The following is a 17,190-nucleotide window of genomic DNA, read 5'->3' as shown; positions in this document are numbered from 1 at the left end:
GGTGCGTTCAGTGTCCTCCTACATAGACAAACTTGAACAGGAAGATCGCCGCGATCACCCAGACCATTGCATGCACTTCCCGTGCCCGCCCGGTGAAGAGCTTGAGCACCGCGTAGGTGATGAATCCGAAGGCCAGGCCGTTGGCGATCGAGTAGGTGAAAGGCATGGCCAGCGCGGTCACGACGGCCGGGATCACCTCGGTCGTGTCCTCCCACTCAAGCTCGACCAGATCGCGCAGCATCAGGCAGCCCACGAAGAGCAGCGCCGGTGCGGTGGCATAGGCCGGCACCGAGCCCGCGAGCGGCGAGATCATGAGACAGGCGAGGAAGAGCACCGCCACCACCACGGCCGTGAGGCCGGTGCGGCCGCCGGCCTGCACGCCGGCCGCGCTTTCCACATAGGCGGTGGTGCTCGAGGTGCCGAGCAGCGAGCCCGCGAAGATGGCGCCGCTGTCGGCCAGCAAGGCCTTGTTCATGCGTTCCATCTTGCCGGGCACGAGCAGGCCGGCGCGCTTGGCCACGCCCATCAGCGTACCGGTGGCGTCGAACATCTCGACCAGAAAGAACACCAACACCACGTTCAGGATGCCGCCCTTGAGCGCGCCCAGGATGTCCAGCTGCATGAAGGTGGGCGCGATGGACGGCGGCGCGTCGAACACGCCATGGAACTTGTTGCCGCCAAAGAAGAACGACAGCACCGTCACCAGCATGATGCCGATCAGGATGGCGCCGCGCACCTTGAGCCGGTCGAGCACCACAATGACCAGGAAGCCCAGCGTCGCCAGCACCACCGGCGCCGAATGCAGGTCGCCCAGCGTGACGAAGGTGGCCGGCGATGCCGCCACCACGCCCGCACTCTTGAGCGCGATGAGCGCCAGGAACATACCGATGCCCACGGTGATCGCCGTTCGCAGCGACTGCGGTATGCCTTGTATGAAAAGCTCTCGCAACCCCGTGACCGTGACGATCAGGAACAAACAGCCCGAGATGAACACCGCGCCCAGCGCCACCTGCCACGTGTAGCCCATGCCCAGCACCACCACGTAGGCGAAGTAGGCGTTCAGGCCCATGCCCGGCGCCATGGCGATCGGGTAGTTGGCATAAAGACCCATGATCAGCGTGCCGACCGCGGCGATCAGGCAGGTGGCCACGAAGACCGAGCCCTTCGGCATGCCCGCGTCGCCGAGGATCGACGGGTTCACGAAGATGATGTAGGCCATCGTGAGGAAGGTGGTGAGCCCTGCGATGACCTCGGTGCGCACCGTGGTGTTGTGCTCGGTGAGCTTGAACATGCGTTCAAGCCAGTTCGCGCTGTGCGGCGCGGTGCGCGGGCGCGCGGCCTCGGTGCTCCCCGAGGCACGGGAGTCGGTGACCTTGGGCACCTCTTCAAACCTGTTCATTTCGCTTGTCTCCAGCTTTTGTATTTGGCGATTGATTCATCGTTGCCCGTGCCACGTCGCCGGCGCGGCCGAAGGCTTCAGGGCGGATCCGGAAATTCAGTCAACGCAAGACGCGACACGGGCGTCGAGGGCGTAGGCCGCAGCGACGAAGCCACGCCCTTGATGCATTCGCGCAGCCAGCGCGCGGAGCTCGACGAGTGGGTGCGCTCGTGCCAGAGCTGGTAGTACATGAGGCGCGGCAGCGCCACGGGGCAGTCGAGAATCTTCACCGGCAGCCGCGCCGCGAAGCGCTCGCAGTACTGGCGGCCGGTCGTCAGCACCAGCAGGCTCGAGGCCACCATGTCGGGAATGAGGCTGAAGTGCGCACAGCGCGCCGTGATGTTGCGCTGCCGCCCGAGCTCGTCGAGCATCTGGTCGATGATGCCGCGGCCGCCCGGGTGCATGGGCGTGGGCGCAATGTGCTCGGCCGCAAGCCAGGTTTCCAGGTCCCAGCCGCGGCGCACCGCCGGATGGTCTTGGTTCACCAGAGACACCACCTCGTCGCCGAAGAGCCGCGCCATGTGCAGGTCTTCCGGGGGCTTTTGCCAGTTGCCGATCACCAGGTCGACCTGGCCGAGCGCCAGATGGCCGTGGTAGTCCGAGTCGGGAGAGAGCGCATGGATCTCGATCTGACACAGCGGTGCCTCGCGCTTCACGTGCGCCACCAGCATCGGCAGGAAGAGCGGGTCCATGTAGTCGCTCGCGGCAATGCGAAAGGTGGTGGCCGCCGACTGCGGCTCGAAGCCGCGCGCATCGGAGAACAGCATCTCGGCCGCGCGCAGGATGCTGGCGGCGGGCTCGATCATCCGCAGTCCCGCGTCGGTCGGCACCATGCCGGAGCCCGAGCGCACCAGGAGCGGATCGCCCGACAGCTCGCGCAGGCGCTTCAGCGCGGCCGAGACGGCCGGCTGGTACATGCCCAGGCGGATGGCTGCGCGCGAGACGCTGCGATCGGTCAGCACGGTATGAAGCACCCGGATCAGATGAAGATCGATCTTGTCGAAGAGGGCCTGGTCACGCATGGCATTCCCCTACGGCAGCGGGCCGCAACCCCGGCGCGGCGAAGCCGGTTCCGCGGTGTTTCGCGAAGGGGATCAGGACGTGGGGCATTGGGAGGACTTTGGACATGCGCCAAAGTCTACGAGTGGCTATGCAGACTGGACGGCGGTGATCGCGCGAAGAATCGATTCGCTCGTGGCCGGTGCCTGGAGCGGTGGATCGACCCTGTGGCCGCCGACCGCCGACACCGCGTCGCGGATCGCGAAGAACACCGAGAACGGCAGCAGGAGCGGCGGCTCGCCGACGGCCTTGCTGCGGTGGATCGAGTCCTCGAAGTTCTGACCTTCGAACAGGCGCACGTTGAACACCGGCGGGCAATCGTTGGCGGTCGGGATCTTGTAGGTGCTGGGGGCGTGCGTGGTGAGCATGCCGCTTTTCGGATGCCACACCAGCTCCTCGGTCGTGAGCCAGCCCATGCCCTGGATGAAGGCGCCCTCGACCTGACCGATGTCCACGGCCGGGTTCAGCGACTTGCCCGCGTCGTGCAGGATGTCGGCGCGCAAGAGCTTCCATTCGCCGGTGAGCGTGTCGACGATCACCTCGCTCACCGCCGCGCCATAGGCGTAGTAGTAGAACGGCCGGCCCTGCATCTTGTCCTTGTCCCAGCTGAGGCCGGGCGTGGCGTAGAAGCCGTCGGACCACAGCTGCTTGCGGTCGAGGTAGGCCTCGCCCACCACGGTGCTGAAGGCCAGCGAGCGGCCGTTGACCTCGACCTTGTCGTTGGCAAAGCGCACCTCGCTCGCCTTGCCGCCGTGGCGCTCGGCCGCGCTTTCGGCCAGGCGCTCGCGGATCTGGCGTGCGGCATCCTGCGCGGCCTTGCCGTTCAGGTCGGCGCCGGTCGACGCGGCCGTGGCCGAGGTGTTCGCCACCTTGGTCGTGTCGGTCGCGGTGACGCGCACGCGCTCGAAGCTCACGCCCAGCTCATGCGCAACCACCTGCGCCACCTTGGTGTTGAGGCCTTGCCCCATCTCGGTTCCACCGTGGTTCACCAGGATCGAGCCGTCGGTGTACACGTGAACCAGCGCGCCAGCCTGGTTGAAATGCTTCACGTTGAACGAGATGCCGAACTTGAGCGGCGCCAGTGCCAGGCCACGCTTGAGCACCGTGCTCTTCGCGTTGAAGGCGGCGATCTCTTCGCGCCGCGCGCGGTAGTCGCTGCTGGCTTCGAGTTCGGCCACCAGTTCGTGGACGATGTTGTCGGTCACGGTCTGACGGTACGGCGTGACGTTGTTTTCGGCCTTGCCGTAGAAGTTGATGCGCCGCACGTCGAGCGGATCGCGGCCCAGTGTGCGCGCCACCGAGTCCATGATGTTCTCGATGGCGATGGCGCCCTGCGGGCCGCCAAAGCCGCGGAAGGCCGTGTTGCTCTGCGTGTTGGTCTTGCCCGAGTAGCCGTGCATGGCTACGTTGGGCAGCCAGTAGGCATTGTCGAAGTGGCACAGTGCCCGGGTCATCACTGGGCCCGACAAGTCGGCCGAGTGGCCGGCGCGCGAGACCATGACGATCTCGGCGCCGAGGATGCGGCCTTCGTCGTCGTAGCCCACCTCGTATTCGTACCAGAAGCAATGGCGGCGACCGGTGATCATGAAGTCGTCGTCGCGGTCGAGCCTGAGCTTCACCGGACGGCGCAGCTTGCTGGCGGCCACCGCGGCCACGCAGGCAAAGAGCGCCGACTGCGACTCCTTGCCGCCGAAGCCGCCGCCCATACGCCGGCATTCGACGTGCACCTCGTTCGACTGCAGGTGCAGCGCGTGCGCCACCAGGTGCTGCATCTCGCTCGGGTGCTGCGTGGAGCAATGAATGTGCAGCGCGCCGCCCTCCTTCGGAATGGCGTAGCTGATCTGGCCTTCGAGATAAAACTGCTCCTGTCCACCGACATCGAGCGTGGCCTTGTGGCGGTGCGGCGCCTTGGCGATGGCGGCGCGCACGGCGGCCTCGTCGCCTTCGTTGGCCGCGCCGCCGCTGCGCACGATGTGCATCGGCGGCACCACGTACTGGCCGCGCGCATGCGCGTCCTGCGGCGTGAGCACGGGCGGCTCCGCGTCGACGGCGATGGCGTCCTTGGCCTTGGCAGCGGCACGGCGCGCGGCCTCGCGCGTTTCGGCGATCACGGCGAACACCGGCTGGCCCAGGTAGCGGATCTGGCCGCCATCCTTCAGTGAAAGCAGGATCGGATCGTCATGCACGATCGAGCCGCAGTCGTTGCTGCCCGGAATGTCGTCGGCGGTGAGCACCGACACGACGCCCGGCATGGCGCGGATCGCGTCGAGCGACAGCGCCGTGACGCGCCCGTTGGCCGCGGGCGAGAGGCCCAGCGCGCAATGCAGCGTGCCGGCAATTTCAGGAATGTCGTCGATGTAGGTGGCTTCGCCGGCCACGTGCAGGTGCGCCGACTCGTGCGGCCGGCTGATGCCCACGCGCGCGCCCTGGTCGTGCGCCAGGGTCTCAGCGCCCTGGTCGATGCGGGCGGCGGTGTTCTTGAGGTAGTCGGCGAAGGCCTCGGAAGGCTGCAGCAGGCGAGCGTCGATGGGTTTGTTCATGGTCAGACCCCTTCCGCGGCCTTGTCGGCCTTGATCGTTGTCGAATGCGGCATCGCGCTCCACACGCTGGTCTCTTCAAGGGACAGCGCGTCCTCGGTGCGGGTTTCGAGCCAGAGGCGCTGGATCAGGTTCTGCGCCACCTGAAGGCGGTAGTCGGCCGAGGCGCGCATGTCCGACAGCGGCTGGAAGTCTTGCGCAAGCGCCTGCCTGGCAGCGTTCACGCTGGCCTGAGTCCATGCCTTGCCGACGAGCGCGGCCTCGGCATTGGCTGCGCGCTTCACGATGGCGGCCATGCCGCCGAAGGCGAGGCGCACCGCCTTGACGGTATCGCTGCCGGGCTCCAGTTCGATCGCAAAGCCGGCGCACAGTGCCGAGATGTCGCAGTCGAAACGCTTGCTGATCTTGTAGGCGCGAACCTGGCGCCGCATCGCTAGGAGCGGAACCGCCAGCCCCTGCACGAACTCGCCGGGCTGCAGCTGGTTCTTCATGTAGTCGATGTAGAAGTCGGGCAGCGGCATGCGGCGCACGGCGTCGCCGCGGCGCAGTTCAATCTCGGCGTCGAGCGACATCAGCACCGGCGGCGAATCGCCGATGGGCGAGCCGTTGGCCACGTTGCCGCCCATGGTGCCGGCGTGGCGGATGGGCGGCGAAGCAAAGCGCAGCCACACGTCTTCGAGGCTGGGCACGCGCTGCACCAGGGCTCCGAAGGCCGATTCGAGCGAGGCGCCCGCGCCGATGTAGAGCTCGCCGCCTGTGTCGTTCTGGCGGACTTCGATGGTTTTCATCTCGGCCACGTCGCCGACATAGATGATGTCGCCCAGATCGCGGAACTGCTTGTTCACCCACAGGCCGACGTCGGTCGAGCCCGAGAGCAGTTGCGCACCGGGTTTCTGCTCGCGCAGCGCTGCAAGCTGCGCCAGCGTCTTGGGGGCATGGAAATGGTCGATGCGGGCGCCGAGCGGCGCGGCGTAGTCGAAACCGTCGCTGCCGCGCAAGGCCGTGAGCGCCGCCACCACGGGTTCCGTATCGAGCCGCACCGCGGGCAGGTCGAACATGCGCTGGCCCGCGTCCAGAATCGGCCGGTAGCCGGTGCAGCGGCACAAATTGCCCGAAAGCTCGTCGGCCAGCTGCTGACGCGTGGGCTGGGTGCCCTCGGCCTGGTGGTGCTCGTACGCCGACCATAGCGACATCACGAACCCCGGGGTGCAGAAGCCGCACTGCGAGCCATGGCAGTCGACCATGGCCTGCTGCACCGGGTGCAGGCGGTGCACGGGATGCGGGCGCTTGTCCTGTCCCTGCACCTCGGTGGCGGCGGGCGCGTTGGCGGGGCACTGGTCCTTGAGGTCCTCGACCGTGAAGAGCGCCTTGCCATGCAGGGTCGGCAGAAACTGGATGCAGGCGTTGACCGTCTGAAGCTGCAATCCGCCGATGGCGCCGGGTGCACCGGCATCATCGGCCAGCTCTCCGATCACGACCGTGCAGGCGCCGCAGTCACCCTCGTTGCAGCCTTCCTTGGTGCCCGTGCAGTGCGCGTCCTCGCGCAGCCAGTCGAGCACCGAGCGGGTCGGATGGACACCGCTGACCTCGACGATCTTGCCGCGATGGAAGAAACGGACCGGTTGGATGTTGTTGCGCTCTGTGCTCATGCTTTTTGGCTCGTGGACGGCCGTTTTCCCGGCCATGCCCGGACGTTAGCCGGTTGCGCCCCGGCCCACATACCGCGTGAACCATATTGCGTATGTCGGCGCGGGTATGCGACCTAGGGAGAAACCCTGAAGGGTGAGAGCAAGTCCCGGGCCATGGCCTGTGCTGCCCGAAACCGTGTCGGCGGCAAAGCTTCGGAACTGATCAGAAGCTTGCGTTGAGATTGAACCCGAAGGTGGTCTTGGCCGCGCGATACCCCTCCGGCTTGCTGATCGGCGCCCCCATGAAGAAGTCATAGCTGAGCTTGCTCCACTGCCCCCGCACGCCGATCACCGCCCCTACCAGATTGCGGCCCAGCAGGTCCGCGGTCGAACGCCCACCAACATGCCCGTAGTCGGCCCCGACATAGAGCTCTGCCCCGCTTGGCCCCATGGCCCAGCCGATGTCGTTGCGGATCAGCCAGCCGCGCTCCCCCATCAAACTCGTCTCGCCATCGAAGCCGCGCACCGTGTAGCGCCCGCCGATGGCGAAGCGGTCCTGTGGCGTGAGCGGCGTGCGGTTCCACTGTGCGCGGATCAGCCCCGAGTAGCGCAGCTTCTGCTCGCCCAGCTTGAACGGCGCATTCAGGCTGACCTCGGCCGTGTACAGCCGCAGGCGCGAGGTGCCTTCCCCGAACTGTTCCTCCGGCGCCGCGATGGCACCGAAGGCGCCGGTGCCGTGCTTGTAGGCCAGCGTGCCTTCCAGCGTCGCGTCGCCGATGAACTCCTTGTGGTTCAGCCCGAGCTCCCAGCCGCCCACCACCCGGTGCTGCACCTCGACCTCGGTGTCGTCCACGAAGTTGCGCGATTCCCTGCGGAAGCCCTTCAGCGCCAGCGTGGTCTTGCGGCGCTGGTCTCGGTACAGCAGGCGCGAGAGCTTGACCTCGGCGTTGTTGGTCTTGCCCGCGTAGACATAGTCCTGGCTCAGCCCCGCCACGCTTTGGTGGTATTGGCTGTTGGAGGCGGTGAAGCCCAGCATCCAGTAGCCGTAGGGCAGCGAGTAGTGCACCGTCTGGCCTTCGGTGCCCTTGGCCGGGTCGCTGAAGACATGGCCGTTGAGGTTGTGGTTGGCGCTGACGTAGAACAGGTCGTTCAGCCCGAAGGGGTTGTCCACCGACACCGTGGCGCCGGCCTGGTAGCGACCCGTGGCCTCGGTGCCGCTGTCGTCCAGGCTCAGGGTGAGGCGCCACTTCTTGGCTTGGACGTACTTGACGACCAGGTCGCTGTCGCCGGGCCGGGCGTTGGCCGCGGTCGAGGGCTCGATCTGGATGTCGGCCTCGGCCGTGGGGGCGCGCTTGAGGTTCTCCAGGCCCTGCTCGATGTCGCGCAGGTTCAAGAGATCGCCGGCTCGCGCGGGAATGGCGGAACCCAGCAAGGCGCCGCTGCCCAGCAGCGTGGCCGAGGAATCGGGCGTGGTCCGGATGGCCGCGATGCGCCCGGGCACCAGCGACAGGGTCAAGGTGCCGCTGGACAGGTCCTGCGGTGCGGCCAGCACGCGGGTGGTGACGAAGCCGCGCGCGATGACGGCCTGCTGGGCGCGGGCGAGGACCACGTTGACACCGGCGGTGCCGAGGCAGCGACCGATCGGCGCATCGTCGCCTTCGGGGCCCGATAGATCAGACACCGCCCACTGGAAGCCCTCAGATTGCTCGCCGACCAAGAGCACGCGGTCGATTCGAAAGCACGGGGCTTCGGAGGCCGGGATGCGCTGGGTGGGTGCGGGCGGGGCCGCCTGCAGGCGCTGGTCGACCGTGCGCTCGTTCTGCTCGCGCAGGGCGCGTTCGCGTTCCTGCTGGCGTTGCTGTTCGACGAAGGGCTGGGGCGTACTCGGAACTTGGGCCGAAGCTAACAGCGGACCACCCAATAGCACGCCGGCCAGCATGGCACGCGAATTCGTTTTCAAGTTCTCTCCCTCGCCGTCTTATTTATTGAATGCGCCACGTTGCGCAAAGGCAAAAAATTAGTAGTAGTTTTCTATCGGAATCGCGTTCCGGCCTGCCAAGCCAGATACCGCAAATCGACAATATCCGCAATGGCTTGATATGTGCTCCAGTCATCTGGCAGGCAATAATCAGACACACCAGATTTTCTTGCCAGGTTTTCATAATCGGAAAGAAAACTGACAGAGCCATTTTTATAATAATTGCAGCAAAACTCCAAGCCATCTGAACTTAAATCAAATTCAGATAACTTCCCCTCCATAGCCCTCCAGACAAAGGCTCCTGGCGTTATTTGTTTGTGGCGAAGCTCTATCAATTCCGCAGAAAAAACATCTTCAACGGTTTTGCTTAGCAAGTTGTTAAATGCGGCCCAAGCGATAAACATACCAATGTGTGTAGCGCCATGTTTGGCAGGAAGATCGGCAGGGAACCCTTTGCCACTTGAATGCCAACTTGCGTCGTCTATGCTCATCTACGGCGCCTTTTTCTGCAATGATGCCAAGGCTTTAGCCAGGAATTTCGTATCCGACGTATCAGAATTTACATCCCGATCGAGACTGCTCAGCCATTTCAAATAGCCCTCACGAAAAACCTTAAGTCCTTCAGGTTTGACGTCTTTCAAGTAAATGACGAAATTGTCGGGGATATTTAAGGGATCGTTGTGAAGTGTGCTGCGCACCAGTTCGTTGTCCTGTAGAAATTTCAGAAACGTTCCAACAATTTCTTTCTGTCGTCGGCGAGAGCGCTCTGTTAATTCCGGGGTTGATTCCAAGGCATATTGACCGGCGCTTACCAATACCCAATCCGGGAATTTCAGCAAAAACTCCGCGTACTCAAGGGGTGCTTTACTTTTTGCCATCACGGCCTCCGTTCAAGTCTAGAAACATTGGGGACCAAAACCAAATTTCCTGTATCGCGATCTCTAACATACAAGCCGCCTGCAGCTCTGGTGTCGGCCTCATGTTGCAGCTGTCTAATTTTATCTGCAGTCAGACTTGTCGTCTCTACTACATCGATAACCTGTCCGTTTTGGATGACGACATGATCTATGCGACGACTCGTATTGGTGATCGGATCAATTACTATATTTCCGTTCTTATCTCTTAGATATTGTTCATTTTGAACGGATGCCAGAGGATATTGATTTCGAAGATCCGTTGTCACATCCTTTTGTCTCTGACTTCCCGCCACCGCGTTGGCTTGTACGCTGGCCATAATGAGGCCGGCCATGCTCTGCTGCTCAGCGGCCGGCAGCGTCGTTGTGAAGTCTCTCGCCCATTGTTGGGCTTGATCGAGCGGCATGCCTTCAAGAACGTTGCCAAGCCACGTCTGCAATGCGCTCGGCGACTCCAAGGGCGGCGGGCCAAATTCCTTACTTGCTTGGCCAGGAACCGGAACGTACGTCGGTCCACCAGGTACAGGTTGCCGACCTGCTCCGTACCCTCCACTACCTGGCTGTGAGTCGATGGGATCGAGCGCATCGCTTCCAGAAAACACTGTCGAATTGATGTCCCCCAGCGTCACCGTAGCCGTCGCAGTGATGCCTAGGAGGAAAGCCATTCCCACCGCATCAACGCACGCTGGCGAAGCGAGGCATAAACGGGCCGCCACGCCTCCCCCTGACTGAATGAGCAATCGCAGGCCTCCAGCGGCCGAGTTGTTGGCGGCTTCGTTGAAAGCACCGGCTGTGCCCGCTGCGCTTCCAGAAGCGGCCCCCAGGCCCAGCGCTCCAAGTTGCACCACTAATGAAGCGAGAGGAGCAGGCATACCTGCTTCAATCAAAGCGGTGTAAACCTCTGGAACCACCTGCGTTGCGACTCCGGCCCCGATGCCGCCAGCAATCCCACCGACTGCCGCACCTAGAAGAATGTGTCCACTCGCGCGGCACGTACCACCGGGTCCCCAGCAGGCCATTCCGGCTTCATCGGCGTTCTTCATCGCTTCTTCGAACTTGGCATCCGCATGCTTGCCCCACGCTGTTGCGGCCTGCGAGCCGAACTGCGCCGTCAGTTGCACCTGCGATCCCACATCCCTCATCGCCCAATCGAAATTCGTTTGGTGCAGCGCATTGGTGCTGTCCACTCCCGTACGAACACCCGCATTGCCGGCGAAGCCCGAGATCCCGCTCTGAGTGATGCTGTTCTGATTCACATGGCTGTTCCCGAAGCCCGCGCTCGGCGTTCCGGAGGAACTGACGCTCACGCTGTATCCACTGCCCCGGAACGTGTCCTGATTCAGCAGATCAGTCATCGTCAAACTTCCAGTGGCAAAGTTGTTCTTGCCTCCATTCACAGCAGCATCCGTGCTGCTGATCACGCCGCCTACAAGGTTGGTGTTGCCTGCTACGGTCACGCCAAAACCGCCATCTCCCGCAAAAATGCCGCTTTGCTGTGTAGCGCTGGCGAAGTTGCCATCGCCGCGCACGTTGTGCGCATTCACGCTGACGCTGCTGTCGCCAACACACCACCAGACGCAAAGAGTAGCGTTGAAGCCTCCGCCGCTGTTCTGGCTGTGATAGGTGCTGGTGTCTTGCAACGTTTCGATGCGTAGATTGCCGCCCACGTCGGCTTCCACGCGCTCACCCGAGACCGTCGCGCCTCGCAGCGTCGTGTCGCCGCCGCTGGCGATGTTGACTCGCCCTCCGGCACTGATGGTGGTGTTGGTCCACGCTTCGTCTGTGCCGTTGTCCCGGCCGCTCTGACTTCCGGCTGCGATCTCGATCGTGAAGCCGTTGCTCTGTCCGAAGCTATAGCCCACTCCGATGCTCGCGTTGCTGCTGTGGCTGGTGGAGCTCTGCTCTTGGGTGTTCGCCGCCGCCTCGAGTGTGACGTTGTTGTCCGCCGCGAGACTCACGTTCTTTCCGCCAGTAATCTCGCTGCCGCGTATGAGGATGTTGGAGTCTCGCCCACCACCGGTGGCGGTGATGGCAANCTGTTGTCCGCCGCGAGACTCACGTTCTTTCCGCCAGTAATCTCGCTGCCGCGTATGAGGATGTTGGAGTCTCGCCCACCACCGGTGGCGGTGATGGCAACGTTACCGCCAGCCTGCACGCGTGAGCCAGCCGATGTACTACTGCTTTGGGTGCTGGTAGTTTCGCTGGAACTGCTGCCCAACGTCAGGGTGGCGCCCATGCTGACGGCACCGGTCCCCTTGTTTGTAGCTGCGGCTTTCGAGACGTCTTGATATGCTGAATAGCCGCTGAGTCCCATGCTCGCCGCGCCCAACGCCTGCATGCGGTCGTCCTTAGTATTGCCCATGGCCGACGTGGTCTCTTCCAGATTCCGCAGCATGTCAATCAGCGGCGCCTTGATACCCAGCGTGATGCCGCCCTGCGAAAAGCTCTGAGTGCTTTCGCTGCGACTCGTCTCGCGCGCCTCGACGATCTGCACGTCGCGCGCACGGATGTCGATGTCGCCGCCGGGAGCAATCACATCGCTGCCCACTTGGCTGTAGCGGTTGCCAGCGGTGATGATGACGTTGCCCGTGATCGCCCCCACGGTGCTGCCTACGGCGGTGCTTTCTTCGCGATTGCGGGTGGTGCGCGTGTCCTCATGGCCCCAGGTCCAACCCGAGTTCGAATCAAACATGCCGCTGTTCGATTCCTCGCGGACATACTGGCTGTCGCGCGTCTGCGTCGCTGCCTCAATGGTGATGTTGTTGCCGGCCCAGAGCTCGGTGCCCTTGTCGCTCACGACGCTCGAACCTCGGACGCGGATGTCGTTGCCTGCATCCAGGACCACAGTCCTGCCGCCCAGGCTGCTGCCAATGACGCCGGTCGACCCGAAGGTGCCCCGCTCCATGCTGCTGTCGCTGCCCCAGAAGCCACTGTCCTCGTTGCGGCGCCCCGCGTTGAGCACCGATGTCGACTGCCCGGCATCGATGGTGATGTTACGTGTGGCGGTCACCTCCAGCGCGCCCTCCGAGCTGTTGATGGTGCCCGCGCGCACGTTGACATCCCGCTGGGCGTGAAGACTGATGTCTCCGCTGGTCTCGATGCGGGTACCGACTTCTCGCGTGCTGCTTTCGGCGCGGTAGTTGCCGGCGTCCCGAACCGTGGTGTCCTGCCGTGCAGTCGTGACGGTGCCAAGGTTGATGTCGCGGCCGGCGCCGATCTCGGTCGTGCCCTCCTTGCCGCTGTTGACGACAAGGGCGCCGATCAAATTGACGTCGCGCCCGGCCGAAGCCACCAGCACGCCATTGGGGTCGCTCACATACAGACCCGCCACCCGGTCGACGATGGTGGCGCCGCGCAGGCTCACGGCCCCGGGCGTCAGGTCCAGCGCCAACCCACTGGTGCTGGTGGTGGTGCGGACATTGATGTCGCGCCCAGCATCGATTGTGAGTTGACTGGCCGCGTCGATCGTGCCGCCGATGTTGTTCAGATCGGTCCGGGCCTTGAGGTCGACGGCGCCGCCGGAGATGCGGCCGTTCAGGTTGTGGATGTTCTCCGCCGTGATGCTCACGGTCTTGCGCCCGCCGACAGTGCCGCTGTTGACGAAGTCGCCATCGAGCTTGATGTTGACTTCCTTGCCGGCCAGCAAGGCGCCCGAGCCGTCGATGTCGCCGTTCTTCACGCGCACATAGACCTGCGGCACCAGCACGCGCTGGGTGCTGCCATCCGGAAGCGTCACGGTCTGCTCCACCAGCCAGACGATGTCGCTGGTGAGCTGGGCCATCTGCGCATCCGTGAGGGCGATCCCCGGGCGCAGACCATACTGGCGTGCAAAGGTGACGCCCGCGTCCATCAACGCGGCGTATTGCTTGTCGTCGCTGTCGTAGCCATCCAGGTAACGGTAGCCCGTCAGCTGCGCCACCTGTTCGCGGATCAGGCGCTGCTCGTAGTAGCCGTCGCCCAGCCGTTTGAGCGTGTTGTTCGGATCCAGCCCCAGGTTGTTCAGCAGGTAATCGCTGCTGAGCCAGTTGCGGTAGTTGGCAAATCTCGGATCGGTCTCGATCAGGTAGTGGCTGGAAGCTTCCGGATGCGTGCGGAACAGGCTGGCGGTGGGCACCGTCAGGCCAGGCAAGGTGGTGCGCACGACCTGCGTGGTCCCGGAACTGGCCGCCAGGTTCACCTCGATGATCGGATGGACGATGGGGCCTGTGGCGCCGCCCGTGCCCGCGCCCGGCGCGTTCACCGGCGTGCCGGTCCCGCCGGCCACGCCCGTGGGGCCGCTGGCATTGACGCCGCTCGCGCTGGCCACGCCCTGGTTGGTGCTGCCGGGCGTCAACGTACCAATAGGTGTGCCGCTGCCAAACACGGTCACGTTGCCCTCTTGCCGCGCGGCGGCCAGGGTCACGGTGATGGGAACGCTGGTGTTGTAGGGAGATATCTGTTCGCCGTCACCCAGACCCGCCTGGAACAGTTGCACCCCGGTGCGCGTCTGCGTGCCAGAGATCTCGACGTTCTTGTTCGTGATTGTTCCGCCGGTGACAGTGAGCGCACCTCCGGCCAGGATCTGGCTCATGTCGTTGGTGCCGCTGCCTACCGCAATGTCCATCTTGCCGCCGGCGATGATGCGGGCAGGCGACGACGTCTGCAGCACCGGGGTGGTGGTCGATTCGGTATAGACCCAGGCGTAGTAGGAGCGGGCGTAGTTGTCGTAGACGTCCGTGATGAAAGCCGCTGTGGCAATGTCCAGGCGTTGGTGGGCTTCAAGATAGGCCGCGCGCTGGGCATCGTCGGCTGGGGTGTCGGTGGCCGGGGGCATCACCCCGAAGGTGGCCCAGATCGGGTCGGTGCGGGAATACCAGGCGCCGGGCTCCGTGAACTCCTCGCTGAAGTCGATGCTGATCTGGCGCGTGCCCGTGAGATCGCTGCTGTTGCGCGGCGGGTTCGCATAGTAGGCGCCGTATCGGGACTTAGGATAGCTGGCGGACGGGACCAGGATGCCCGCGAACGGTCCGGATACGGGTCCAATGCCAGTGTTGACAAAACTGCGCCACAGGACGCCCATGGCCGGTCCCTGCGTGATCACGAAAACCAGCTGGCTCGGATCGTAGCGCGCCGAACTGCCGGGCAGCGCATATTCAGTGTGCTGCGTGCCATCGGAGGTGGTCTGGGTGGTCCAGGTCACGCCGCCGTTGGTGTTGTTCAGGACATTCGTCTTGATGTCGATGTTGCGCGTGGCCTCGATGGTCGCGGCGTGGTTGTTCACCGTGCCGGCCAAGCCGGTGGCCTTGCCGTCGACCAGCTTGCCACCGATGAAGATGTCGCCATCGCTGAAGATCAGCGCACCATTGCGGTTGTTCAGGGTGGTGACGCCGAGGTCCAGGCGCTGACGCGCGGCGATGCTGCCGGCCGAGGCCACGCCGTTGACCGTCTCGGCGTCGTTGTTGAGCGTACCGACGCCGATCGCGATTTGATCGCCATAGATGCGGCCGGTCCCCAGGTTGTTCAGCGTTGCGGCATTGATGCGCGTGGTGCCGCCGTCAATGACCCCGCGGTTGGTGACCGTGCCGCTGGCGTTCAGGGTGGTCGTCTTGCCTTGGATGTCGCCGGTGGCGGTGTTGTTGATGTCCTTGGCCGAGAGCGTGAGGTCGTTGCCGGCGGCCAGCCGGCCGCTGTTGTTAATGTCACCGGTCGTGGAGAGCGTGAGATTGTTGTTCGCAACGGTCTCGCTGCCCGCGGCGAAGGTGATGTCCTGCGTGACCGCCAGGCTCATGTCGCCAAGCGACAGCAGCTTGCCATCCCATGTGACCGAGCCCGCGTCGAGCACGACGTTCTTGCCGCCGACCAGGGTCCCGCCGGTGTTGAGCACCGAAAGGGTTTTAGGCGTGCCGGGGTCTCTCACCGTGAGCGTGTCTCCGGCGGAGATCAGACCAAGGGAATTGTCGATCAGCCCGCTGCTGGTGAGGGTGGCGTTGACATCGGCCCGGAGGGCGCCGGCGTTGTTGATCAGGTTGCCGGTGCTGATGACGACGTTCTGGCCTTCGATGCCTTGGTCCGTGCCTTGGGTGTTGGTGTTGACGATAGTGCCGGCGTTCAGCGTTGTCGTTCCAATCGACCGGAGAAGGCCGCCGTTGTTGCTGATGCTGCCGGCGTTGATGCCGAGGTCGCCCACGGCCTGCGTCTGGCCACCGCTGTTGTCGTAGCTCGCGCCGTTGGTGTTGATCGCCACCGTGGACTGGCCCAGCACGATGCCGCCATTGGCATTGGTGAACTGGTCGGTGGACGCGCCGAAGTCTCCTGCGGCGCCGATGAATCCGGCGGTGTTGTCCACGGCTCCGGTGGTCAGGCTGAGCGTGCTGCCACTGGTGATGCCGCCCTGGCCATTGAGGTACCCGGCCGCATTCGTGTTGGTGAGCGCCTGGCCATTCGTGTCGATGGTCATGGCGCCGCCGCTTTGCACCAGGCCAGTGTCGTTCTGGAGCGCGCCGGACTTCAGATTGACGGTGCTCGTTGCCGCCAAAGTACCCTGGGCGCTGTTGTCCAGGGTATTGCCGCGCGTGTCCACCGACACGCTGTTGCCGAAGACCTTGCCACCGCGGTTGCTCAGCCCGCCGTTGACCAGGGTGGTGGCGCCGCCCGCTTGCAAGGTGCCGCCGTTGTTGACCGTCGCGCCCGTGGTCGTGACGCTCAGGTTACCCGTGACAGCGGCTGCGGTTCCGCCGCTGTTGTCCAGCGCGCCGGCCACGAGCGTGGTGTTGCCGTTCGCAGCCAGAGTGCCGCCGACGTTGGTCGCAGCGCCGCCGATGGTGGCGGTCAGGTCCCCGACTGCGGTCGCGCTGCCGGCGTTGTTGTTCAGGCTGCCGGCCGCAATGGTGGTGTTGCCGCCTGCGCCGATGACGCCCTGGTTGCTGTTGTCGAGCAGGCCGCCCACGCTCAGACCGAGGCTGGAGGTCCCGGCGGCACGGATCGAGCCGCCCTGGTTCACCAGGCTGCCGGCCGCGATGGTCGTGGCGCCGTTGCTGGCGATGGTTCCCCCGCTGTTGGTCAAGGCGCCGCCGACATTGAGAGCGGTGGCGCCGGTGCCCACCTGGACGATGCTGCCGCCCTGGTTGCTCAGCGAGCCGGCCGACACGTCGATTTGCTGCGCGTAGGTCGTTCCACCGTCCTGGTTGAAGGCCGCCGACATGGCTACCGACAACGCGCCGTTGGCGGTGATCTGGCCGTTGCTGCCGCTGTAGCTGCCACCTGCGATGCTCAGGGTGCCGGTGCCGGCATGTTCTATCTTGCCGGCCGCGTTGGTGATGCTCGCACCGCTCAGGCTCAGGTCCTGACCGTTGCTCGCGATGCGGCCGCCGTCGTTGTTTAAGGCGCCCGCCACGGCGATGGTGGTGGCGCCGCTGCCGGTCTGGACGATCTCGCCGCCGTTGGTGTTGGCGAGGTTCGAGACGCTGAGCTGCAGTTGGCCGGCGTTGAGCTGCCCGGCGTCGTTCACGAGCGTCTGCGCCGCGTTGCTGTTGGCAGTCACGCTCAAGGTGCCGGGCGTGGTGATCGCGGCCTGGCTGGTGGTGACGTTGCCCTGGGTGGCGGTGATGGCGATGTTGGCCGCGCTGGTCTTGCTCGATGACAGATCGACGCTCGCGCC

The 17,190-nt window shown here is 64.5% G+C and carries 8 protein-coding genes and 1 pseudogene; all 9 read right to left on the bottom strand.

Annotation, left to right across the window (positions count from 1 at the left end):
- Positions 1-7: 7 nt before the first annotated feature.
- Positions 8-1,399 (bottom strand): NCS2 family permease, encoded by a 1,392-nt coding sequence (locus tag ASC78_RS00030; protein WP_055794877.1) that lies wholly within the window; start codon positions 1,397-1,399, stop codon positions 8-10.
- Positions 1,400-1,476: 77 nt separating this feature from the next.
- Entirely contained in the window at positions 1,477-2,460 is a 984-nt protein-coding gene (locus ASC78_RS00025) for a LysR family transcriptional regulator (protein ID WP_055794873.1), read from the bottom strand.
- Positions 2,461-2,586: 126 nt separating this feature from the next.
- Positions 2,587-5,037, bottom strand: coding sequence for a xanthine dehydrogenase molybdopterin binding subunit (gene xdhB, locus ASC78_RS00020; RefSeq protein ID WP_055794871.1), 2,451 nt, complete (start codon positions 5,035-5,037; stop codon positions 2,587-2,589).
- Positions 5,038-5,039: 2 nt separating this feature from the next.
- A complete protein-coding gene (xdhA, locus tag ASC78_RS00015; protein WP_055794866.1) occupies positions 5,040-6,683 on the bottom strand; it encodes a xanthine dehydrogenase small subunit in 1,644 nt (547 codons plus the stop codon).
- Positions 6,684-6,885: 202 nt separating this feature from the next.
- On the bottom strand, positions 6,886-8,601 hold the full coding sequence (locus tag ASC78_RS00010) for a ShlB/FhaC/HecB family hemolysin secretion/activation protein (protein ID WP_055795859.1): 1,716 nt from the start codon (positions 8,599-8,601) through the stop codon (positions 6,886-6,888).
- Between the two features lie 92 nt (positions 8,602-8,693).
- On the bottom strand, positions 8,694-9,131 hold the full coding sequence (locus ASC78_RS27285; protein WP_157634331.1) for a DUF7832 domain-containing protein: 438 nt from the start codon (positions 9,129-9,131) through the stop codon (positions 8,694-8,696).
- On the bottom strand, positions 9,132-9,518 hold the full coding sequence (locus ASC78_RS27280) for a hypothetical protein (RefSeq protein WP_157634330.1): 387 nt from the start codon (positions 9,516-9,518) through the stop codon (positions 9,132-9,134).
- Positions 9,518-11,589: pseudogene (locus ASC78_RS28300) on the bottom strand (hemagglutinin repeat-containing protein); the annotation flags it as partial. The pseudogene ASC78_RS28300 and the gene ASC78_RS27280, both read right to left, overlap by 1 nt.
- 1 nt (position 11,590) lies before the next feature.
- The coding region (locus tag ASC78_RS00005; protein WP_235504964.1) for a beta strand repeat-containing protein at positions 11,591-16,734 on the bottom strand (5,144 nt) is incomplete at its 3' end.
- Positions 16,735-17,190: the final 456 nt, after the last annotated feature.

This window comes from Variovorax sp. Root318D1 (genome assembly GCF_001424835.1).
Lineage (GTDB): Bacteria > Pseudomonadota > Gammaproteobacteria > Burkholderiales > Burkholderiaceae_C > Variovorax.
Note: the sequence above shows the minus strand (reverse complement) of the source record. Positions and strands in the feature narration are given on the sequence as shown.